Raw genomic sequence first — 225 nt, 5'->3', positions numbered from 1 at the left:
AACCGCACCGCCACCACCCGACCCGGCCCCGCACCCCGCGACACCAACAAATGCGCCACCCGGTTCGCGGACTCCTCGAGCTCCCGATACGTCCACGCATCGGCCCCACAGGCAAGCGCCACCGCCGACGGCGTCCGCACCACCTGCGCCGCGAACAACCCCGGCACCGTCGCCCCCACCGACGGCCGCCCCAACACCGCGCGATTACCCACCACACCCAACAGG

General features: G+C 72.9%; 1 protein-coding gene. It reads right to left on the bottom strand.

The genetic code is table 11. The features are described 5' to 3' along the window. Positions 1–225: AMP-binding protein (locus AC5Y5V_RS31445; RefSeq protein WP_499942999.1), on the bottom strand; the 225-nt coding region annotated here is incomplete at both ends.

Source organism: Mycobacterium sp. NGS68 (genome assembly GCF_059812195.1).
Note: the sequence above shows the minus strand (reverse complement) of the source record. Positions and strands in the feature narration are given on the sequence as shown.